Below are 20,064 nucleotides of genomic sequence, written 5' to 3'. Positions count from 1 at the left end.
CATGGCCGAGGCGATCCCGGGCCGCGCCGCTTCGACAGTCACAACAAGAGTTTTTCATTGCTCTGTCCCCCAGCCTGCCCTGGCTGGTTCACGGCGCACCTCCGTGCTGCCTTCGATACAACAAGCAGTCCATCGGGAGATGTCATCCATGAACGCCCTCTGGCGCGTCTGGGACCACTTCGAGGAAGGTTTCATTGCCTTTCTGTTGGCCGCCATGACACTGGTGACCTTCGTTTACGTGATCCTCAACAACCTCTACACCCTTTTCTACGACCTGGGCGACCGCTTCGAGGGAAGCGCCGACTTCTGGTTCGCCATCGGTGATTTCATCATCGGGCTGGCCCAGTCCATGACCTGGAGCACCGCGCTGACCAAGGCGCTGTTCGCCTGGCTGATCTTCTCCGGCCTCGCCTATGGCGTGCGCACCGCCGGCCACATTGGCGTCGATGCGCTGGTCAAACTGGCACCGCGGCATATCCAGCGTGTCATCGGCATCATCGCCTGCCTGTTCTGCCTGGGGTACGCCGGCCTGCTGACCGTGGCCAGCTTCGAGTGGATCCAAGCCTTGTTCATCGCCAACATCGGCGCCGAAGACCTGGGCCATATCGGCATCAAGCAGTGGCACATCGGCATGATCGTGCCGTTCGGCTTCGCCATGGTGTTCATCCGTTTCGCCGAAATCTTCGTACGTATCCTGCGCAACGAGCAGACCGGCCTCGGCCTCGCCGATGAAGCGGCCGATGCGTTGAAGCATGGCGAAGAGGAGCCCAAGTAATGACCATCCTGTTCCTGTTCGTCGCCCTCTTCTTGCTGATGTTCATCGGCGTGCCGGTGGCCGTGTCCCTCGGCCTGGCTGGCTCGCTGACCATCATGATCTTCAGCCAGGACTCGGTGCGCTCGCTGGCGATCAAGCTGTTCGAGACCTCCGAGCACTACACCCTGCTGGCAATCCCGTTCTTCCTGCTGGCCGGCGCCTTCATGACCACCGGCGGGGTGGCCCGTCGCCTGATCGACTTCGCCAATGCCTGCGTCGGCCACATCCGCGGCGGTCTGGCGATCGGTGCGGTGCTGGCGTGCATGCTGTTCGCCGCGCTGTCCGGCTCGTCGCCGGCCACCGTGGCCGCGGTCGGCTCCATTGCCATCGCCGGCATGGTGCGCTCCGGTTACCCGCAGGCCTTCGGCGCCGGCATCGTCTGTAACGCCGGTACCCTGGGCATCCTGATCCCGCCGTCGGTGGTCATGGTGGTCTACGCCGCCGCCACCGAAACCTCGGTGGGCAAGCTGTTCATGGCCGGTGTCGTCCCGGGCATCCTGCTCGGCGGCGCGCTGATGCTGGCGATCTACATCATCGCGGTGAAGAAGAACCTGCCGGCACTGCCGCGCGCCAGCTTCCGCGAGTGGCTGTCCGCCGCACGCAAGGCAGTCTGGGGCCTGCTGCTGATGGTGATCATCCTTGGCGGCATCTACTCGGGCATGTTCACGCCCACCGAAGCGGCAGCCGTCGCGGCGGTGTATTCGGCGTTCGTCGCAATCTTCGTCTACAAGGACCTCAAGCTGCGCGAGTGCCCGAAGGTGCTGCTGGAGTCCGGCAAGCTGAGCATCATGCTGATGTTCATCATCGCCAACGCCATGCTCTTCGCCCACGTACTGACCACCGAGCAGATTCCGCAGGCGATCACCGCCTGGGTGATCGAAGCCGGGCTGCAGCCGTGGATGTTCCTGCTGGTGGTGAACATCGTGCTGCTGGTCGCCGGGGCCTTCATGGAGCCATCGGCGATCATCCTGATCCTGGCGCCGATCCTGTTCCCGATCGCCGTTCAGCTGGGCATCGACCCGATCCACCTGGGCATCATCATGGTGGTGAACATGGAGATCGGATTGATCACGCCACCGGTGGGCTTGAATCTGTTCGTCGCCTCAGCGGTGACCGGCATGCCGGTGACCCAGGTGATCCGCGCGGTGCTGCCGTGGCTGGCACTGATGCTGAGCTTCCTGGTGATCATCACCTACGTGCCGTCGATTTCCCTGGGCCTACCGAACATGCTCGGCATGTAGCACGAAGCACCGACTTCCCTTTAGCCCGGCCTGTGCCGGGCTTTTTTCGTCCGCGCGAATGCCGAGACATGCTCGTCAGAGCGCCAGCACATCCGCCGGTCGCCGGCGGAACCAGCCAGTCAGCGAAAGACGGTCGGCCTGGGTCACCAGCACTTCATGGGGAAAATCGCCGGAAAGGAACACCACCAGATTGCCGGCCAGCGGTGGCACGTCCAGCTGCGAGCCGTCGGCCAGGTGCATCCGCAGTTCGCCAGCATGGGCGGGCTGCCAATCCGGATTCAAATAGAGCACGGCGGTGACCGAACGGCTGTCGTCATCGCGAAAGCGGTCCAGGTGGGTCTGGTAGAAGGCGCCCGGCGGGTAGAAGGCGAAATGGCACTCGAACTCCTCGAGCCCGAGGAAGAGCTCGCGGTTGAGCTGCTGGCGCAGGCCGTCCATCAGCTCGAGGTAGTCGTCGCAGACCGGCGACTGGCCTGGCTCCAGCCACTGGATATGGTCGCTGCGAATGCCTTCGCGCACCGCCTGCGCTTCGCCGCGGCCGACCGCGGCGGGCGCCAGCGCGCCCTCGGCCTCGCGCCTGCGGCACTCGTCGGCCAGCTTGTGGGTCACATCACTGGGAAGGAAAGAACTCTGCAGCGACCAGCCGCGCTCGGCGAGGTCGTCGATGATCGAAGAGAACTGCAAGGAAGTGACTCCGAAGGGATACCGCAGGAGTCTAGGGTCTGTTGAGACTCCACCACAAGCTGCCTCGCTGTGCCAATCACAGCCACATTCGCGCGCCTCGACAAGCGGCTGTCGGGGCACGGAAAATGAACCGCCCGCCTGACAGGAGTTTCCATGCGCGCCCTCTTGACCTGTGTCCTGCTGACTTTCAGCCTCGCCAGCTTCGCCGACACCTATGAAGAACTTTACGAGACCGCCGGCTGGACCGAACAGCGGGCCAATTTCTCCGATGCGCTGACCGCCGCGCAGCAGCGCTACAAGGACACATTGCCGCCCGCGGTATTCCAGACCCTGGTGACCAACAGCAACCGCCGCTTCGCCTCGCACGCAATCGACCAGCGCGCGCAGCAGGCGCTGCGCGAGCACTTGGCCGAGCCGCAACCGGCGCTGGAGTTCTTCCAGTCGACCCTGGGCCGCAAGATCGTTTCGGCAGAGGTGCTTGCCGCTCGCCGCGAACAGCTGGCTCAGCACGCTTCAGGCCTGCCGCGGATGGAAGCGGGCAGCAACCGGCAGCTGCTGATCCGCCATCTGGCGCAGGCGCTGCCGGCCAGCGAAGCGGGTGCCGAAGTCAGCTTGGCGCTGGCCGGTGTCGCCGCCGACAGCCTCAGCCAGATGATTCCCGGGCTGCTCGGCGGCAACCAGGCGCAGAGTCTACTGAGCAGCCAGCGCCAGCGGATGATCGAGCAGATCGAGGGCGACCTGGATAACACGCTGCTGTATGTCTACCGCGATCTGTCCGATGCCGAGCTTGAGCAATACCTCGAGTTCGCCCGCTCCGATGACGGCAAGGCGTACTACCAGGCCGCGCTGCAGGCCCTGCGTGCCGGCCTCGCCGTGGGCATGAGCGGCACCGAGCTGGAGCCGCAACAGGGCATCTGACCGGCCGGCGTTAGCCGAGACGCTCGCGGAGAAAATCGAAATAGGCGCGACGTATCTCCTCGCGCTCGTTCACCAGATGATGCCGCGCATCGGGCAGGCGCAGGATTTGCGCAGCGGCGAACTTGCTTTCGAGAATCGGCAGGTTATGTCGCCAGTCCACCGTCATGTCGGCCTCGCCCTGCACGATCAGCGGCGCATGCGCGCTGTCGGCGGCGCCTTCGATGCGCGGAATCCAGCGCGACAGCGCACCGACCCAGGCGGTAGGCAGAATATCGGCCTGCAGCGGATCGCGCGTCTGGACGAACTCGAGGAAGGCCGGGTCGCCGGAGTTGTCGCTGAACGAGCGACGAATCTGCCGCACGAACGGCCGCAGCAGCTCATAGCTCAAGCGCGAGCGCAACCAGGCCCTTGGCCGTACCAGCGGCGCGAGGAGGATAGTCCGCCCGAGGTCCGGGTTCTCCGCTTGGTGTAACAGGTGGTCCAGGGCAATGGCGCCGCCGGTGCTCTGGCCAAGCAGATGCCAGGGCCGCGGCAGATCGAGTTGGCGAGCCTGCTCGAACAGTCCGGCCAGCACCGCCTGGTATTCGTCGAACTCGTTGATGCTGGCGACGGGCCCGCTGGACAGGCCGTGGCCAGGCAGGTCGCAGGCCAGCACGGCGAAGCCCATCTCCAGCCCCCAGTCGACCACATGCCGATACAGGCCCATGTGGTCATAGTAGCCATGCAGGATCAGCAGGCTGGCGTGCGGCTGTTCCGGCCACCAGGCCTGCGCGACGACATCGTAGTCGTGCACGCGAAAGCGCCCCAGGCGGCGCTGAATGGACTGGCGATGGGGCAGATCGAGGCCGTAGTAGGCCTGATAGTGAAGGGTCTCGACGCTCGCCTCGACGGCTTCGGACAGAGCCGGCAGGCTGTTGCGCAGACGCTCGGGCTGGATACGCGCGGACATGGACATTCTTCGATTGCGTTGAGCTGGGATATTCAGCTCTGCATCGCCGCATGGCAAGCTTGCGCACCTTTTCCGGGGTTCCGTCATGACTAGTCGCCGCAAGTATCTGATCGCCGCGTTGATCGCCCTGCTGTGGGCCGGTGCCATGCTGGCTGCGTTCTGGTGGTTCGAGGCGCGCTACCTGCGCACCTTCGAAGGCGAGCGCGCCGAGCTGTTCTCGGGTGATGCGCTGCAGCTGCCCGCCGCCCTGCAAGGACCCGGCCCGGTCCGCTTCGTGCACTTCTGGGATCCCGGCTGCCCGTGCAATGTCGGCAACCAGCAGCATCTGCAGGAGCTGCTCGAGCGCTTCGCCGATCAGCCGGTCGCCTTCTACGAGGTGCGCAAGCCCGGCAGCCAGGGTCGCCTGCCGCAACCACTGGCCTCGCTGAAAGCGCTGGAGGGGCTCATCGGTGCCGAACAGCTGCCGGCCAGCCCCGCGGTGGGCATCTGGGACCAGCATGGTGAGCTCGTCTATATCGGGCCCTACAGCGAGGGGGCTGTGTGCAGCTCGGACAACAGCTTCGTCGAGCCGATCCTCGAAGCGGTACTCGCGGGGCGCAAGGTACGCGCGACTCACTCCCTGGCGGTAGCCTGCTTCTGTGACTGGCAGGGTTGAGGCTTAGCGGCAGCGCAGGTACGCCGGTGATGGCTTTCTAGGCGCCACGAAAAAGGGCGCACCGCTGCGCCCTTTCTCGCTTCCCGGTAACGCTCAGCTATGCGCCGAGGGTGGCACCAGCACCTTGCGGCTGTCGATCACCTGGCGCCAGGTGGGATTGCCAGCGGTTTCATCCATCGCCTGCTGCATCGCGCGGATGCGGCGCTTCTCGGCACGCCGGGTGAGATACCAGGCAAGGAAGGTGGCCAGCGACACGCTGAGCAGGATCAGGCTGGCCACCGCGTTGATCTCCGGCTTCACGCCCAGGCGCACGGCGGAGAAGATCTCCATCGGCAGGGTGGTCGAACCTGGTCCGGAGACGAAGCTGGCCAGCACCAGATCGTCCAGCGAGAGGGCGAAGGAGAGCATCCCGCCGGCCGCCAGCGACGGTGCGATCATCGGCATGGTGATCAGGAAGAACACCTTCCACGGCCGCGCGCCGAGGTCCATCGCCGCTTCCTCGATGGACAGGTCGAGCTCGCGCAGGCGCGCCATCACCACCACCGCAACGTAGGCCGAGCAGAACGTGGTGTGAGCGATCCAGATGGTCACCAGCCCGCGCTGCGCCGGCCAGCCGACCAGTTGCGCCATGGCGACGAACAGCAGCAGCAGCGACAGGCCGGTGATCACCTCGGGCATCACCAGCGGCGCGGTGACCAGGCCACCGAACAGCGTGCGGCCGCGGAATACCGGGATACGCGTCAGCACGAAGGCGGCCATGGTGCCGAGCGCCACCGCGGCAATCGCGGTGTAGGCCGCGACCTCCAGCGAGCGCATCACCGCGCCCATCAGCTGGGAGTTGTCGAGCAGGCCGGCGTACCACTTCAGCGACCAGCCACCCCACACCGTCACCAGCCGCGAGGCGTTGAACGAGTAGATGACCAGAATGACCATCGGCAGGTAGATGAACAGCAGCCCGAGCACCAGGATCAGGTTGGAAAAGCTCCAGCGCTTCATAGCTTGCCCTCCAGGTCCTTCGCCATGCTTATGGATGAAGAGCCGGTTGAACAGGACAGGCAGCGAGTTGGGTAGGTCATAACTTGCCCTCCAGCTCTTTCGCCATGCTTGTGGATGAAGAGCCGGTTGAACAGGACAGGCAGCGAGTCGGGTAGGTCATAGCTTGCCCTCCAGCTCTTTCGCCTGATTCCGGTTGAACAGGATGATCGGTACCAGCAGGATCGCCAGCATCACTACCGCCAGTGCCGAGGCCACCGGCCAGTCGCGGTTATTGAAGAACTCCTGCCAGAGCACCTTGCCGATCATCAGCGTCTCCGGACCGCCGAGCAGCTCGGGAATGACGAATTCACCCACCACCGGAATGAATACCAGCATGCAGCCGGCGATGATGCCGTTCTTCGACAGCGGCACGGTGATCTTCCAGAAGCTGGTGAGGTTGCGCGCGCCGAGGTCGGAAGCTGCCTCGAGCAGGCTCGGGTCGTGCTTCACCAGGTTGGCGTAGAGCGGCAGGATCATGAACGGCAGGTAGGAATAGACCACGCCGATGTACACGGCAATATCGGTATTGAGAATCTGCAGCGGCGCATCGATCAGGCCGAGCCCCTGCAACAGTCCGTTGAGTATGCCGTTGCTGCTGAGGATGCCCATCCAGGCATAGACGCGAATAAGGATGGCGGTCCAGGTCGGCATCATGATCAGCAGCAGCAGGACTGTCTGCAGGTCCTTTCGTGCACGGGCAATGGCGTAGGCCATTGGATAGCCGATCAGCAGGCAGAGCAGCGTGCTGAAGAAGGCGATCCGCAGCGAGCCCAGATAGGCCGCCAGATACAGCTCGTCTTCGCTGAGGAAGATGTAGTTGCCCAGGTTGATCAGCACCTGCAGCTGCTGATCGGCATAGGCGAAGATGTCGGTGTACGGCGGAATGGCCACATCCGCTTCGGCAAAGCTGATCTTCAGCACGATGGCGAACGGCAGCAGGAAGAACAGCATCAGCCACAGGAAGGGCACGCCGATGACCAGTCGGCGTCCGGTGTTCAGGGGCGAGCGCTTCATGCCTGCAACACCACGCCGCTGTCATCCCACCAGTAGACGTACACCTCTTCTTCCCAGGTCGGCAGCTTCACGTGGCGCTCGGCGTTGGCCATGAAGGCCTGCAGCACGCCGCCGGACGGCAGCTTGATGTAGTACACCGAGTGGCCGCCGAGGTAGGCGATGTCGTGCACGACGCCCTTGGCCCAGTTGTAGCCGGGGCGCTCCAGTTCCGGCAGTTCGGTGCCGATCAGCAGCTTTTCCGGGCGGATCGCGTAGGTGATCTGCTTGTCCTGGGCGCGGGTACTGATACCGTGGCCGACGTAGATCGGGTTCTCCAGGCCGGGCGAGGCGATGATGGCGTGGTCACCCATGTCCTCGACCAGCTCGCCGTCGAACAGGTTGACGTTGCCGATGAACTCGCAGACCAGACGGCTCGCCGGCGTCTCGTAGATATCCATCGGGCTGCCGACCTGGGCAATCCAGCCCAGATGCATGATGGCGATGCGCTCGGCCATGGTCATGGCCTCTTCCTGGTCGTGGGTGACCATCACGCAGGTCACGCCGACACGCTCGATGATCTGCACCAACTCGAGCTGCATCTGCGAGCGCAGCTTCTTGTCCAGCGCGCCCATGGGTTCGTCGAGCAGCAGCAGCTTGGGGCGCTTGGCCAGCGAGCGCGCCAGGGCGACGCGCTGGCGCTGGCCACCGGACAGCTGGTGCGGCTTGCGCTTGGCATACTGGGTCATCTGCACCAGGCCGAGCATCTCCTTCACCCGCGCCTCGACTTCTTCCTTCGGCAGGCCATCCTGCTTCAGGCCGAAGGCGATGTTCTGCTCCACCGTCATGTGCGGGAACAGCGCGTAGGACTGGAACATCATGTTGATCGGCCGCTCGTAGGGCGGCATGTCGGTGATGTCCTGTCCGTCGAGGAAGATGCGCCCCTCGGTGGGCCGCTCGAAGCCGGCGAGCATGCGCAGCAGCGTCGACTTGCCCGAACCCGAGCCGCCGAGGAGGGCGAAGATCTCGCCCTGGTGGATGCTCAGCGAGACATCATCGACCGCCACCGTTTCGTCGAACTTCTTGGTGACGCGATCGATCTTCAGCAGCACCTGCTTGTTCTTGCTCTCGCCACTGAGGGCTTTCTTGTAGGCGCTGGAGGCAACGGCCATGCGCGAACTCCCGAAATGAAAATGGTTGGCCCGGCCATTGCCGGAAATCTAATGATCGTTGCAGCGGGCACGCCTGCTGGCACACCCCGGCAGAGCGGGCTGCGCTTGGCCAAGGCAGGCCGGGCCAAGCGCAACCGCTCCGGAGTTCACTTGCCGGATTTCACCTTGGTCCAGGTGCGCGTCATCAGCCGCTGAACCTTTGGCGGCAGCTCGGCCGAAACGTAAAGCCGGTCGAGCACTTCCTGCGGCGGGTACACCGATGCGTCCTGCCGCACCTCCTGGTCCATCAGCTCGCCCGCCTTGAGGTTGGGATTGGCGTAACCGACATAGTCGCTCACCGCGGCAATCACCTCGGGACGCAGCAGGTAGTTGATGAAGGCGTGGGCTTCGTCGACGTTACTGGCATCGGCAGGGATGGCCAGCATGTCGAACCAGAGGTTGCCGCCTTCCTTGGGAATGGCGTAGGCGATCTCGATGCCCTTGCCGGCTTCCTCGGCGCGGGCGGCGGCCTGGAACACATCACCGGAGAACCCGGCGGCGACGCAGATATTGCCATTGGCGAGGTCGGAAATGTACTTCGACGAGTGGAAATAACGCACATGCGGCCGCACGGCCAGGAGCTTCTCCTCGGCCTTCCGATAATCCGCAGCGTTCTCGCTGTTGGGGTCCAGGCCCAGATAGTTGAGCATGGCCGGGATCATCTCATCGGCCGAATCGAGGAAGGCGATGCCGCAGCTGGCCAGTTTCGCAGCGTTCTCCGGCTCGAAGATCACCGCCCAGGAGTCGATTTTGTCGACGCCGAGCGCCGCCTTGACCTTCTCGACGTTGTAACCGATGCCGTTGGTGCCCCACAGATAAGGCGCCGCGTAGGCGTTGCCGGGGTCGTTCTTCTGCAGCTGCTTGAGCAGGGCCGGATCGAGGTTTTCCCAGTTCGGCAGCTTGGACTTGTCCAGCTTCTGGAAGGCGCCGGCGCGGATCTGCTTGCCGAGGAAATGGTTGGAGGGCACCACCACGTCGTAACCGCTGCGGCCGGCGAGCAGCTTGCCTTCCAGGGTTTCGTTGGAGTCGAAGACATCGTAGACGGGCTTGATCCCCGTCTCCCTCTCGAACTCTTCCAGCGTCGTTTCGCCGATGTAATCCGACCAGTTGTAGACATGTACGGTGGCAGCCTGGGCGGCTGTCGCTCCGGCTACCGCGGCGGCGACGATCAGCGACTTGAGGGTCGAGCGCATGGGATGAGTCCTCTTGTTACAGGCCGCGCATGTCCCGGCGGGAAAGGCCGGCCTATTTATTGGAAAAACCTCTGGAAATCAACAGATTTGGTGCAAGTGCCACTGCAGTTTCAGGGCAGATGGAGACGAGGGCAGATGACGTGGCTGCAAAGGCTTCAAGCATTCCGTGTCCTCGTGCTGGTGTTCCAAGCGCGGATTGCCCCGGCGCCCGGATCGGGTGCATGCACCGGCCGGCATCGCCCGGCCGGTGTACGCAGTCGCCTCAGCGACCCGACTTGATCTTGGTCCAGCTGCGCGTCATGGCACGCTGGGTCTTCGGATCCAGATCGGGGAAGGTGTACAGCTTCTTCAGCACGTCCTGGCTCGGGTAGATGCCCGGGTCGGTGCGGATCGCCTCATCCAGCAGCGGGGTAGCCGCGGCGTTGCCGTTGGGGAACTGCACGTAGTTGGTGATGGAGGCCATCACCTCAGGCTTCATCAGGTAGTTGAGGAAGACGTGGGCACTCTCGACGTTCTTCGCGTCGGCCGGCACCGCCAGCATGTCGAAGAAGCTGCCGGCACCTTCCTTCGGAATCTTGTAGCTGACGTTGACCCCGTTGGCCGCTTCCTCGGCGCGCGACTTGCCCTGGTAGATGTCGCCGGAGTAGCCGATCGCCACGCAGATGTTGCCGTTGGCGAGGTCGGAGATGTACTTGGAGGAGTGGAAATAGGCCACATGCGGACGGATCTGCATGAACAGCTCCTCGGCCTTCTTCAGTTCGTCGGCCTTGCCGCTGTCCGGGGCATAGCCCAGATAGTGCAGCGCGGCCGGCAGCATTTCGGTCGGCGAGTCGAGGAAGGCGACGCCGCAGGACTTCAGCTTCTCGATGTTCTCCGGCTTGAACACCAGGTCCCAGGAATCCACCGGGGCATTGTCGCCCAGCGCGGCCTTGACCTTGTCGACGTTGTAGCCGATGCCGATGGTGCCCCACATGTAGGGGATCGAGTACTGATTGCCCGGGTCACTAGGTTCCAGCGCCTTGAGCAGATCCTTGTCGAGGTTTTCCCAGTTCGGCAGCTTGGACTTGTCCAGCTTCTGGAACACGCCGGCCTTGATCTGCTTGGCCAGGAAGGGGTTGGAGGGCACTACCACGTCGTAACCGGAGCTGCCGGCCAGCAGCTTGGCTTCCAGCACCTCATTGCTGTCGAAGACGTCGTAGACCACCTTGATGCCGGTTTCCTTGGTGAAGTTCTCCAGGGTGTCTTCGGCGATATAGTCGGACCAGTTGTAGACGTGCAGCACCTTTTCCTCGGCCTGCGCAGCTCCGGCTAGGGTGCCGGCCAGCGTCATGGCAAGTAGGGTCTTGGCGAAGGGATTCATCCGTGCAGCTCCTGTTGTCATCGTTAGTAGGGGCAGTGGAACAGGCCATGAACAGCGTGGCGGCCTGGGTGTGCCGGCATCGACACACCCCGTGGTAGGTCTGGCTTCCAGCACGCGCGCAGTCTGGCAAGGTCAGGCCCTTTTTTTCAACAAGCCGAGCGCAATCGGCGGTGCGAAGGGCAACCCTGCCCCAGCCTCCACCGGCTGCCGCGAATCAACCGCGCACGTCCTTGGCCGTCGCATCCAGACACAGCCGTACCTTGCCGATCAGCTCGTCGATCTGCTCCTCGCTGATCACCAGCGGCGGCGAGATGATCATGGTGTCGCCGACCGCACGCATCACCAGGCCGTTGCGGAAGCAGTGCTCGCGACAGCGCATGCCCACATCGGCATCGGCGTAACGTTCGCGGGTCTTCTTGTTTTTCACCAGTTCCAGCGCGCCGAGCAGACCGACACCACGGGCTTCGCCCACCAGCGGATGCTCGACCAGTTCCTGCCAGCGAGACTGCAAATAGGGTGCCGTCTTCGTCTTGACCCGCTCGACGATCTTCTCCTCGCGCAGGATGCGGATGTTCTCCAGCGCCACCGCGGCGGCCACCGGGTGCCCCGAATAGGTGAAGCCGTGATAGAACTCGCCGCCCTCGTTGAGCGTCTGCACCACTTCGTCACGCACGATGACGCCGCCCATGGGGATGTAGCCGGAGGTCAGGCCCTTGGCGATGGGCATCAGATCGGGCGCGAGACCGTAATAGTCGCTGCCGAACCACTCGCCGGTACGGCCGAAGCCGCAGATCACCTCGTCAGCGATGAAAAGGATGTCGTAGCGCGCGAGGATTTCCTTGACTCGCGGCCAGTAGCTGGCCGGCGGAATGATGACGCCGCCCGCGCCCTGGATCGGCTCGGCGATAAAGGCAGCGACCTTGTCCTCGCCGACTTCGAGAATCTTCTGCTCCAGCTGATCGGCGACACGCACGCCGAACTCCTCCGGACTCATGTCACCGCCTTCGCCGTACCAGTAGGGCTGGTCGATGTGCTCGATGCCGGGAATCGGGAAGTCGCCCTGCTCGTGCATGGCCTTCATGCCGCCGAGGCTGGCACCGGCGACGGTAGAGCCGTGGTAGCCGTTCCAGCGGCCGATGATCACCTTCTTCTCCGGCTGACCCTTGACCGCCCAGTAATGGCGCACCATGCGCAGCACCGTGTCGTTGGACTCGGAGCCGGAACCGGTGAAGAACACATGGTTCATGCCGGCCGGAGCAATGTCGGCGATGGCCTTGGCCAGGGCCACGGCGGGCGGATGCGCGGTCTGGAAGAACAGGTTGTAGTAAGGCAGCTCGCGCATCTGCCGGGTCGCCGCCTCGATCAGCTCTTCGCGGCCATAACCGACGTTGACGCACCAGAGCCCGGCCATGGCGTCGAGGATCTTGTGCCCCTCGCTGTCCCACAGGTAGACGCCGGACGCCCGGGTGATGATGCGCGTGCCCTTGGCGTTGAGCGCCTTGTAGTCGGTGAAGGGCGGCAGGTGGTGGTCACGGCTCAGCGCTTGCCAGTGCAGGGTTTGCGAATCGCTCATCAGTCACCTCTTAGCCAGTATTGTGGGGTCGGCGGACCGGCAACGGGCCGGCCCACCCTGCGCTTGCTTACACCGAGAGCATCAGGAATTCCCGCTCCCAGGAGCTGATCACGCGGTGGTAGTTCTCCTGCTCGGCGCGCTTGACCGCGACGTAGCCGGTGATGAATTTCGGGCTCAGGTATTTCTCCAGCTCGCGGCAGGTTTCCATCCTTTCCAGCGCCGCTTCCAGCGTCAGCGGCAGACGCAGGTTGCGGCGCTCGTAGCCGCGGCCCTTGACCGGCTGGCTCGGCGGAAGCTGCTCGACCATGCCGATGTAGCCGCACAGCAGGCTGGCGGCGATGGCTAGGTAGGGGTTGGCGTCGGCGCCGGCGAGGCGGTTCTCGACGCGGCGGTTCTGCGGGTCGGAATCCGGCACGCGCAGGCCCACGGTGCGGTTCTCCTCGCCCCATTCGACGTTCACCGGCGCCGAGGTATCGGGCAGGAAGCGGCGGAACGAATTGACGTTCGGCGCGAACATCGGCAGCAGCTCGGGGATGTACTTCTGCAGGCCGCCGACGTGGTGCAGGAACAGCTGGCTCATGGAGCCGTCTTCGTTGGAGAAGATGTTGCGCCCGGTGTTGAGGTCGATGACGCTCTGGTGCAGGTGCATCGCGCTGCCCGGCTCGCCGGTCATCGGCTTGGCCATGAAGGTGGCGGCGACGTTGTGCTTGAGCGCCGCCTCGCGCATGGTGCGCTTGAACACCAGGATCTGGTCGGCCAGGTGCAGCGCCTCGCCATGACGGAAATTGATCTCCATCTGCGCGGTGCCTTCCTCGTGGATCAGGGTGTCCAGATCCAGGCCCTGCGCCTCGCACCAGTCGTACATGTCCTCGAACAGCGGGTCGAACTCGTTGGCGGCATCGATGGAGAACGACTGGCGGCCTGTCTCCTGGCGACCGGAACGACCGATCGGCGGCTGGAACGGCAGGTCCGGGTCCTCGCAGCGCTTGGTCAGGTAGAACTCCATCTCCGGCGCGACGATGGGCTGCCAGCCACGGTCGGCATACATCTTCAGCACACGTTTGAGGATGTTGCGCGGCGACAGCTCGATGGGGTTGCCCATCTTGTCGTAGGTGTCGTGGATCACCTGGGCGGTGGGCTCGATCGCCCAGGGCACGAGGAACACCGCGTTCGGATCGGGCCGGCAGAACATGTCGATGTCGGCCGGGTCGAGCAGTTCGTAGTAGATGTCGTCCTCGACGTAGTCACCGGTCACGGTCTGCAGCAGCACGCTTTCCGGCAGGCGCATGCCCTTCTCGTCGAGAAACTTGTTGGTCGGTGAAATCTTGCCGCGAGCGATCCCGGTCAGGTCGCTGATCAGGCACTCCACTTCGGTGATCTTGCGTTCTTTCAGCCAGCCGGTGAGCTGGTCGAGCTTGATACTCATGTTGACCTCGGGTTGCTGGGAAGTGGCCGTACGGGGTCGGCCTCAGCGTTGTCGTGCACGTGCCTGGCAGGCTTCGGCGAAGCCCTGGAACAGCGCCAGGTAGTGCGGATGCGAGTGGACCTGCCATTCCGGATGCCATTGCACGCCGAGGGCGAAGTTCGGCGCGGCTTCCACGGAAAATGCCTCAATCAGCCCGTCGGGGGCCAGCGCCTCGATACGCAGGCCGGCGCCGAGGCGCTCGACACCCTGTCCGTGTACCGAATTGACCTGTATCTGCGGCGGCAGGCCGAGGCGCTCGAGCAGCCCGCCTGGCTGCACATGCAAGGCATGGCTGAGACCATACTGCACATCCAGCGGATCCTCGGGACGCTCGCGATGATCCTGATAGGGGCCGGCTTCGTGCACTTTCTGGTGCAGGGTGCCGCCAAAGGCCACGTTCATTTCCTGAAAGCCCCGGCAGATGCCGAACACCGGAATGCCGGCCTCGACCGCCGCGCGGATCAGCGGCAGGGTGAGGCGGTCGCGAAACGGATCATGATGAGTGCCCGGTTCGCTCGCTGGCCCACCATAGTGATGTGGTTCGACGTTGGACGGCGAGCCGGTGAACAGCAGGCCGTCGAAGTTTTCCAGCAGGGTCGCGGGATCGATCAGCTCGTCCAGTGCCGGGATCACCAGCGGTAGTCCGGCGATCGCCGCGGCACGCAGGTACTTGTCGCCGGCTATATGAAAGCTGTGGTGGCCGAGCTGCTTGGTGCAGGCCGATACGCCGATCAGAGGCTTGCGCGACATGGGATACTCGTCGTTCGAATGGGGCATACCGGAGAGTAGTCTTGTTCATTTTTATAGACAATAGCCCGAACTTCGGCCGCGTGCGCTGCGCTCGTCACAGCGCAAGGATGCCCCAAAAAAGGCCCAGCATGGGCACTCATGGGGCGCCGGCCGGCTACTATTGACAGTGATCAGGCTTTTCGATTGACTCCCAGACAAGCATCTGATGATTGAAATTTTTAACAATTAAGGTAATTCATCATGGCCCCGCCGCGTGCCGTTCAGCTCAACGAAGCTAACGCATTTCTCAAGGAACACCCGGAGGTGCAGTACGTCGATCTGCTGATCACCGACATGAATGGAGTCGTGCGCGGCAAGCGCATCGAGCGCGCCAGCCTGCACAAGGTCTACGAGAAGGGCATCAACCTCCCCGCTTCGCTGTTCGCCCTCGACATCAACGGCATCACCGTGGAAAGCACCGGTCTGGGCATGGACATCGGCGACTCCGACCGCACCTGCTTCCCGATTCCCAACACCCTGTCCAAGGAACCCTGGCAGAAGCGCCCCACCGCGCAACTGCTGATGACCATGCACGAGCGCGACGGCGCACCGTTCTTCGCCGACCCGCGCGAGGTGCTGCGCCAGGTGGTGAGCAAGTTCGACGAGCTGGGCCTGACCATCTGCGCCGCATTCGAGCTGGAGTTCTATCTGATCGACCAGGAGAACATCAACGGCCGGCCGCAGCCGCCGCGCTCGCCGATCTCCGGCAAGCGCCCGCACTCGACCCAGGTCTATCTGATCGACGACCTGGACGAGTACGTCGACTGCCTGCAGGACATTCTCGAAGGCGCCAAGGAACAGGGCATCCCGGCCGATGCCATCGTCAAGGAAAGCGCCCCGGCGCAGTTCGAGGTCAACCTGCATCACGTCGCCGACCCGATCAAGGCCTGCGACTATGCGGTGCTGCTCAAGCGGCTGATCAAGAACATCGCCTACGACCACGAGATGGACACCACCTTCATGGCCAAGCCCTATCCGGGCCAGGCCGGCAACGGTCTGCATGTGCACATCTCGCTGCTCGACAAGAATGGCAACAACATCTTCGCCACCGAGAACCCGCTGGACAGTCAACCGCTGCGCCACGCCATCGGCGGCCTGCAGCAGACCATGGCCGCCTCGATGGCCTTCCTCTGCCCGAACGTGAACTCCTATCGCCGCTTCGGTGCGCAGTTCTACGTGCCGAATGCGCCGTGCTGGGGCATGGACAACCGCACCGTGGCGCTACGCGTGCCGACCGACAGCCCGGACGCGGTACGCATCGAACATCGGGTCGCCGGTGCCGACGCCAACCCCTACCTGCTGCTTGCCGGCATCCTCGCCGGGGTGCACCACGGCCTGACCAACAAGATCGAGCCGGATGACCCCATCGAGGGCAACTCCTATGAGCAGGTCGAGCAGAGCCTGCCGACCAACCTGCGCGACGCCCTGCGCGAGCTGGACGACAGCGAGATCATGGCGCGCTACATCAGCCCCGATTACATCGACATCTTCGTCGCGTGCAAGGAGAGCGAGCTGGCGGAGTTCGAGCATTCGATCTCGGACCTCGAGTACAACTGGTATCTGCATACCGTCTAGCCGCGGGCCCGTGTGCTGCGGGGCGACCGCCACGGCGGTTTGCATCCGCCGCCGGGCTGGCATCAAATAGGCCGATGACCAAGCCCAGCCCCGCGACCACCAGTCGCCGCCCACGCGCCAGCAGCCAGGCGCGCATTCGCCAGATCCTCGCCAGCGCCCGTGAACTGCTCGCCGGGCAAGGGGCCGCGACGTTGTCGGTGTATGCCGTCGCCGAGCATGCGGGCATTCCGCCTTCCTCCGTCTATCACTTCTTCTCCGGCGTGCCGGCACTGCTCGCAGCGCTGACGGCGGATGTGCACGCGACCTTCAGAGCGAGTCTCGAACAGCCCATCGATCACCACAGCCTGACCAGCTGGCGCGACCTGTCGCGGCTGATCGAACAGCGCATGCTCAAGGTCTACGAGCAGGACAGCGCCGCTCGCCAGCTGATCCTGGCGCAACACGGTCTCGGTGAAGTCACCCAGACCGACCAGCGCCTGGATCTGGAACTCGGCCAGGCCATGCAGGCGGTGTTCGAGCGGCATTTCGCCCTGCCTCCGCTGCCGCAGGACATCGATGTATTCGCCCTGGCCGTGGAACTCGGCGACCGCGTCTATGCTCGATCCATACAGCTGTACGGCAGCCTGACGCCGCGCATGGCCGAGGAAGGCATGCGGGTGTTCGATGCCTATCTGGGCCTGTATCTGCCGCCGTGCCTGCCGAAGCGAGAATCGCCGATCGTTAATCGATAGATATCGACAAAAGGCGTTCCTAATCGGTCGTAAACGCATTCACTGCACTATCAATCCGGATAACTATCGAATAAATTTGCGCCTTCGATAGCCGCCGCCCTTTCAACCGCAGCCGCGAGGTGCTCCATGTCCCGAGTCGTTACCGTAGCCGCCACCCAGATGGCCTGTTCCTGGGATCGCCAGGCCAACATCGCCAATGCCGACAGGCTGGTGCGCGAGGCCGCCGCCAAGGGCGCGCAGATCATCCTGATCCAGGAGCTGTTCGAGACCCCGTACTTCTGCCAGAAACCCAATCCGCAATACCTGCAGCTGGCCACACCGGTGGAACAGAACCCGGCGATCCAGCATTTCCAGAAGCTCGCCGCCGAACTGCAGGTGGTGCTGCCGATCAGCTTCTTCGAGCTGGCCGGGCGGGCACGCTTCAATTCCATCGCCATCATCGATGCCGACGGCAAGCTGCTCGGCGTCTACCGCAAGAGCCACATCCCGGACGGCCCCGGCTACCACGAGAAATACTATTTCAACCCGGGCGACACCGGCTTCAAGGTCTGGAACACCCGCTACGCCAAGATCGGCGTGGCCATCTGCTGGGACCAATGGTTCCCCGAGACCGCACGCAGCATGGCGCTGATGGGTGCCGAACTGCTGTTCTACCCGACCGCCATCGGCAGCGAGCCGCACGATGCGAGCATCACTTCCCGCGACCATTGGCAGCGCGTGCAACAGGGCCATGCCGGCGCCAACCTGATGCCGCTGATCGCCAGCAACCGCATCGGCCGCGAGGAGCAGGACGGCTACGACATCACCTTCTACGGCTCGTCGTTCATCGCCGACCAGTTCGGGGCCAAGGTCGAGGAATTGGACGAAACCAGCGAGGGCGTGCTGGTGCACCAGTTCGATCTCGACCAGCTCGAACATATCCGCAGCGCCTGGGGCGTGTTCCGTGATCGCCGGCCGAACCTGTACGGCTCGATCAAGACCCTGGACGGTGAAACGCCGTCGGAATGAACGTAGGGTGGAAAACCGCGCAGCGTTTTCCACCAGGGACGCACATGGTGGAAAAGGCCTGCGGCCGTTTTCCACCCTATCAGGATCTCAGCCATGACCACCCTCAGTTCCACGCCCCGCCAAGACGGCTACTTCATGCCCGCCGAATGGACACCGCACAGCCAGACCTGGATGGTCTGGCCGCAGCGCCCGGACAACTGGCGGGACAACGCGGGACCGGCGCAGGCGGCGTTCACCGCCGTCGCCAAGGCGATCGCCCGTTTCGAGCCGGTGACCGTTTGCGCCAGCGCCGAGCAATACTTGGCGGCGCGCGCCGCGCTGGATGACCCGCGCATTCGCGTGGTGGAAATCAGCAGCGACGACGCCTGGGTGCGTGACACCGGACCGACCTTCGTCATCGACGACAACGGCGGTCTGCGCGGCGTCGACTGGACCTTCAACGCCTGGGGCGGCGAAGACGGCGGGCTCTACGCCGACTGGCAGCGTGACGACGAGGTGGCGCGCAAGATCCTCGAGATCGAGTACTGCGATCGCTATCGCACCGAAGGTTTCGTGCTCGAGGGCGGCTCGATCCATGTCGACGGCGAAGGCACGCTGATCACCACCGAGGAATGCCTGCTCAACCGCAACCGCAATCCGCAGCTGTCCCGCGAGCAGATCGAGGCGGTGCTGCGCGAGCACCTGGCGGTCGACAGCATCATCTGGCTGCCCCACGGCCTCTACAACGACGAAACCGACGGCCACGTCGACAACTTCTGCTGCTTCGTCCGCCCCGGCGAAGTGCTGCTGGCCTGGACCGACGATGCGAACGACCCCAACTTCGAGCGCTGTCAGGCGGCCATGGCCGTGCTGCAGAGCGTTCGCGACGCCAAGGGCCGCACGCTGACGGTGCACAAGATGCCAATCCCCGGCCCGCTGCACGCGACCACCGAAGAATGCGCCGGCGTGCTCGCCCTGGATGGCAGCCAGCCGCGCGACCCGTCGATACGTCTGGCCGGCAGCTACGTGAACTTCCTCATCGTTAACGACGGCATCATCGCCCCGGCCTTCGGCGACCCGCTGGACGCCGAGGCCGAACGCATCCTGGCGCGGGTATTTCCGGAGCATCAGGTCGTCATGGTGCCCGGCCGCGAGATTCTCCTCGGCGGCGGCAATATTCACTGCATCACCCAGCAGCAGCCGGCACCGCTGAACCGATCAGCCATGTAGTTGATCCCCTGGGCGGGTCAACATGGCTGTAATGAGGAGACCGCGCACCGTGCGAATCAGAGCCATCCTGCTATGCATGCTACTGGCGCCATCAGCGCAGGCCATCGACCCGTATTCCTGCCGCAATGGCTTCTTTCCGGCCTTCGCCGGCGCGGTAAGGCATGCGGAGGTTGTCGCCAATGCAGATCAACCCGTGCATTTCCGCGATGACGCGGTTGGCTGCCCGGAGCAGGAATCCTGCATCCGACGCGCCTATCTGGTGAATGGCGACAGGCTGCTGGTTGGCAAGGAGGCGGATGGCTGGGCCTGCGGCTGGTATTTCTCCAGCAAGCGCGAGTTCGTCGGCTGGCTGCCGGCGCACCACGTCCGTATCGACCACGCTACGCCGGTACCCAAGGCCGGCGACTGGATCGGCCGCTGGCACCCCATCGCGGGAGGCAACAGCATCCTCATTACCCAACCCTCGCCCGACGGCCCCTTCACCGTTGAAGGCGAGGCCATGTGGCAAGGCGGCCTCAACAGCTACGGAGAGCCAATCGTTCATGTCGGGGCATTCTCCGGCCATGCTCGACCCTCGGACGACCTGCTGAAGATCAGCGAAGGCGATGACGAGTACGACTGCCAGGTGACCCTGCAGCATGTCGCCGGCAATCTGGTGGTGACT

The 20,064-nt window shown here is 64.0% G+C and carries 19 protein-coding genes; 9 read left to right on the top strand and 10 right to left on the bottom strand.

What is annotated here, in order from left to right; genetic code table 11:
- Positions 1-148: 148 nt before the first annotated feature.
- Together HZR81_RS16500 and dctM are read left to right on the top strand one after the other, a co-directional pair.
- Positions 149-775, top strand: coding sequence for a TRAP transporter small permease (locus HZR81_RS16500; RefSeq protein WP_500128734.1), 627 nt, complete (start codon positions 149-151; stop codon positions 773-775).
- Complete coding sequence (gene dctM / locus HZR81_RS16495) at positions 775-2,055, top strand: C4-dicarboxylate TRAP transporter large permease protein DctM (protein WP_500128733.1); 1,281 nt, start codon at positions 775-777, stop codon at positions 2,053-2,055. The genes HZR81_RS16500 and dctM overlap by 1 nt, the downstream gene beginning before the upstream one ends.
- A gap of 75 nt (positions 2,056-2,130) precedes the next feature.
- Here dctM and HZR81_RS16490 read toward each other — a convergent pair whose 3' ends face one another.
- A complete protein-coding gene (locus tag HZR81_RS16490) occupies positions 2,131-2,739 on the bottom strand; it encodes a 2OG-Fe(II) oxygenase (protein WP_110778575.1) in 609 nt (202 codons plus the stop codon).
- 153 nt (positions 2,740-2,892) lie between these two features.
- Between HZR81_RS16490 and HZR81_RS16485 the strand changes: the two genes are divergently transcribed.
- Positions 2,893-3,657: a DUF2059 domain-containing protein gene (locus HZR81_RS16485; RefSeq protein WP_102839171.1), complete on the top strand. Its 765-nt coding sequence runs from the start codon at positions 2,893-2,895 to the stop codon at positions 3,655-3,657.
- 10 nt (positions 3,658-3,667) lie between these two features.
- On the opposite strand, the gene bipL is transcribed toward HZR81_RS16485, so the two are convergent.
- Positions 3,668-4,606, bottom strand: coding sequence for a phospholipase BipL (bipL, locus tag HZR81_RS16480; protein ID WP_125867618.1), 939 nt, complete (start codon positions 4,604-4,606; stop codon positions 3,668-3,670).
- Between the two features lie 85 nt (positions 4,607-4,691).
- On the opposite strand from bipL, the gene HZR81_RS16475 reads away from it, so the two are divergent.
- The gene (locus HZR81_RS16475; protein ID WP_500128732.1) at positions 4,692-5,261 is read left to right on the top strand and encodes a DUF6436 domain-containing protein; all 570 of its coding nucleotides are present in this window, start codon (positions 4,692-4,694) and stop codon (positions 5,259-5,261) included.
- Between the two features lie 93 nt (positions 5,262-5,354).
- On the opposite strand, the gene HZR81_RS16470 is transcribed toward HZR81_RS16475, so the two are convergent.
- The 8 genes from HZR81_RS16470 to HZR81_RS16435 form a co-directional block, all read right to left on the bottom strand.
- Positions 5,355-6,257 carry an ABC transporter permease subunit gene (locus HZR81_RS16470; protein WP_063540319.1) on the bottom strand — a complete coding sequence of 301 codons (903 nt, stop codon included), beginning with the start codon at positions 6,255-6,257 and terminating at the stop codon, positions 5,355-5,357.
- A 156-nt stretch (positions 6,258-6,413) separates the two neighbouring features.
- Positions 6,414-7,295: an ABC transporter permease subunit gene (locus HZR81_RS16465; protein WP_172974197.1), complete on the bottom strand. Its 882-nt coding sequence runs from the start codon at positions 7,293-7,295 to the stop codon at positions 6,414-6,416.
- 11 nt (positions 7,296-7,306) lie between these two features.
- On the bottom strand, positions 7,307-8,458 hold the full coding sequence (potA, locus tag HZR81_RS16460; protein WP_063540317.1) for a polyamine ABC transporter ATP-binding protein: 1,152 nt from the start codon (positions 8,456-8,458) through the stop codon (positions 7,307-7,309).
- A gap of 146 nt (positions 8,459-8,604) precedes the next feature.
- Positions 8,605-9,690, bottom strand: coding sequence for a polyamine ABC transporter substrate-binding protein (locus HZR81_RS16455; RefSeq protein ID WP_200600895.1), 1,086 nt, complete (start codon positions 9,688-9,690; stop codon positions 8,605-8,607).
- A gap of 262 nt (positions 9,691-9,952) precedes the next feature.
- Entirely contained in the window at positions 9,953-11,050 is a 1,098-nt protein-coding gene (locus HZR81_RS16450; RefSeq protein WP_156245644.1) for an extracellular solute-binding protein, read from the bottom strand.
- Between the two features lie 214 nt (positions 11,051-11,264).
- Positions 11,265-12,623 (bottom strand): aspartate aminotransferase family protein, encoded by a 1,359-nt coding sequence (locus HZR81_RS16445; protein WP_500128731.1) that lies wholly within the window; start codon positions 12,621-12,623, stop codon positions 11,265-11,267.
- 67 nt (positions 12,624-12,690) lie between these two features.
- Complete coding sequence (locus HZR81_RS16440) at positions 12,691-14,049, bottom strand: glutamine synthetase family protein (protein WP_063540313.1); 1,359 nt, start codon at positions 14,047-14,049, stop codon at positions 12,691-12,693.
- A 42-nt stretch (positions 14,050-14,091) separates the two neighbouring features.
- Positions 14,092-14,838, bottom strand: a complete 747-nt coding sequence (locus HZR81_RS16435) for a gamma-glutamyl-gamma-aminobutyrate hydrolase family protein (RefSeq protein WP_063540312.1) — start codon at positions 14,836-14,838, stop codon at positions 14,092-14,094.
- 237 nt (positions 14,839-15,075) lie between these two features.
- On the opposite strand from HZR81_RS16435, the gene HZR81_RS16430 reads away from it, so the two are divergent.
- The 5 genes from HZR81_RS16430 to HZR81_RS16410 all read left to right on the top strand — a co-directional run.
- Complete coding sequence (locus HZR81_RS16430) at positions 15,076-16,452, top strand: glutamine synthetase family protein (RefSeq protein ID WP_500128756.1); 1,377 nt, start codon at positions 15,076-15,078, stop codon at positions 16,450-16,452.
- Positions 16,453-16,526: 74 nt separating this feature from the next.
- Entirely contained in the window at positions 16,527-17,183 is a 657-nt protein-coding gene (locus HZR81_RS16425) for a TetR/AcrR family transcriptional regulator (protein WP_125867614.1), read from the top strand.
- A gap of 126 nt (positions 17,184-17,309) precedes the next feature.
- Complete coding sequence (gene aguB / locus HZR81_RS16420) at positions 17,310-18,191, top strand: N-carbamoylputrescine amidase (protein ID WP_500128730.1); 882 nt, start codon at positions 17,310-17,312, stop codon at positions 18,189-18,191.
- Positions 18,192-18,284: 93 nt separating this feature from the next.
- The gene (gene aguA, locus HZR81_RS16415; RefSeq protein WP_500128729.1) at positions 18,285-19,400 is read left to right on the top strand and encodes an agmatine deiminase; all 1,116 of its coding nucleotides are present in this window, start codon (positions 18,285-18,287) and stop codon (positions 19,398-19,400) included.
- Between the two features lie 49 nt (positions 19,401-19,449).
- Positions 19,450-20,064, top strand: a 615-nt coding sequence (locus HZR81_RS16410) for a hypothetical protein (protein WP_500128728.1), incomplete at its 3' end; no start/stop codon positions are given.

Source organism: Pseudomonas sp. LM13, assembly GCF_041381355.1.
Classification (GTDB): Bacteria; Pseudomonadota; Gammaproteobacteria; order Pseudomonadales; family Pseudomonadaceae; genus Stutzerimonas; species Stutzerimonas frequens.
This window is presented reverse-complemented; position numbering and strand designations above follow the sequence as displayed.

Excerpts from the sequence above, each read along its gene's own strand:
- HZR81_RS16500 (WP_500128734.1), top strand. The coding sequence starts at position 149 with ATGAACGCCCTCTGGCGCGTCTGGGACCACTTCGAGGAAGGTTTCATT.
- dctM (WP_500128733.1), top strand. The coding sequence starts at position 775 with ATGACCATCCTGTTCCTGTTCGTCGCCCTCTTCTTGCTGATGTTCATC.
- HZR81_RS16485 (WP_102839171.1), top strand. The coding sequence starts at position 2,893 with ATGCGCGCCCTCTTGACCTGTGTCCTGCTGACTTTCAGCCTCGCCAGC.
- bipL (WP_125867618.1), bottom strand. The coding sequence starts at position 4,606 with ATGTCCGCGCGTATCCAGCCCGAGCGTCTGCGCAACAGCCTGCCGGCT.
- HZR81_RS16475 (WP_500128732.1), top strand. The coding sequence starts at position 4,692 with ATGACTAGTCGCCGCAAGTATCTGATCGCCGCGTTGATCGCCCTGCTG.
- HZR81_RS16470 (WP_063540319.1), bottom strand. The coding sequence starts at position 6,257 with ATGAAGCGCTGGAGCTTTTCCAACCTGATCCTGGTGCTCGGGCTGCTG.
- potA (WP_063540317.1), bottom strand. The coding sequence starts at position 8,458 with ATGGCCGTTGCCTCCAGCGCCTACAAGAAAGCCCTCAGTGGCGAGAGC.
- HZR81_RS16455 (WP_200600895.1), bottom strand. The coding sequence starts at position 9,690 with ATGCGCTCGACCCTCAAGTCGCTGATCGTCGCCGCCGCGGTAGCCGGA.
- HZR81_RS16450 (WP_156245644.1), bottom strand. The coding sequence starts at position 11,050 with ATGAATCCCTTCGCCAAGACCCTACTTGCCATGACGCTGGCCGGCACC.
- HZR81_RS16445 (WP_500128731.1), bottom strand. The coding sequence starts at position 12,623 with ATGAGCGATTCGCAAACCCTGCACTGGCAAGCGCTGAGCCGTGACCAC.
- HZR81_RS16440 (WP_063540313.1), bottom strand. The coding sequence starts at position 14,049 with ATGAGTATCAAGCTCGACCAGCTCACCGGCTGGCTGAAAGAACGCAAG.
- HZR81_RS16435 (WP_063540312.1), bottom strand. The coding sequence starts at position 14,838 with ATGTCGCGCAAGCCTCTGATCGGCGTATCGGCCTGCACCAAGCAGCTC.
- HZR81_RS16425 (WP_125867614.1), top strand. The coding sequence starts at position 16,527 with ATGACCAAGCCCAGCCCCGCGACCACCAGTCGCCGCCCACGCGCCAGC.
- aguB (WP_500128730.1), top strand. The coding sequence starts at position 17,310 with ATGTCCCGAGTCGTTACCGTAGCCGCCACCCAGATGGCCTGTTCCTGG.
- aguA (WP_500128729.1), top strand. The coding sequence starts at position 18,285 with ATGACCACCCTCAGTTCCACGCCCCGCCAAGACGGCTACTTCATGCCC.